This window comes from Zoogloea sp. LCSB751 (genome assembly GCF_002028455.1).
GTDB lineage: Bacteria > Pseudomonadota > Gammaproteobacteria > Burkholderiales > Rhodocyclaceae > Zoogloea.
In genome coordinates this window covers 1-241 of the sequence record NZ_MWUM01000544.1, presented here as the reverse complement: position 1 = coordinate 241, position 241 = coordinate 1, and the positions used below count along the sequence as shown (strand labels likewise).

The 241-nt window shown below is 44.0% G+C and carries 1 protein-coding gene; it reads left to right on the top strand.

Annotated features, from left to right (window positions below; translation table 11 throughout):
• The coding region (locus B4920_RS27655) for a DEAD/DEAH box helicase (RefSeq protein WP_139379765.1) at positions 1–241 on the top strand (241 nt) is incomplete at both ends.

Here is a 241-nt window from a genome sequence, read left to right as displayed (position 1 = left end):
TGGCTGTTTTGGTGCCGACGACGTTGCTGGCCCAACAGCATTATGAGTCTTTTAAAGACCGTTTTGCAGACTGGCCTATTCGTATCGAAGTTTTATCGCGTTTTGGCAGCAGTAAATCACATACCAAAACGATCGAAGACTTAGCTGAGGGCAAAGTCGACATCGTGATTGGTACGCATAAAATTCTACAAGAAAGTGTCCAGTTTAAAGACTTGGGCCTGATGATTGTGGATGAAGAACA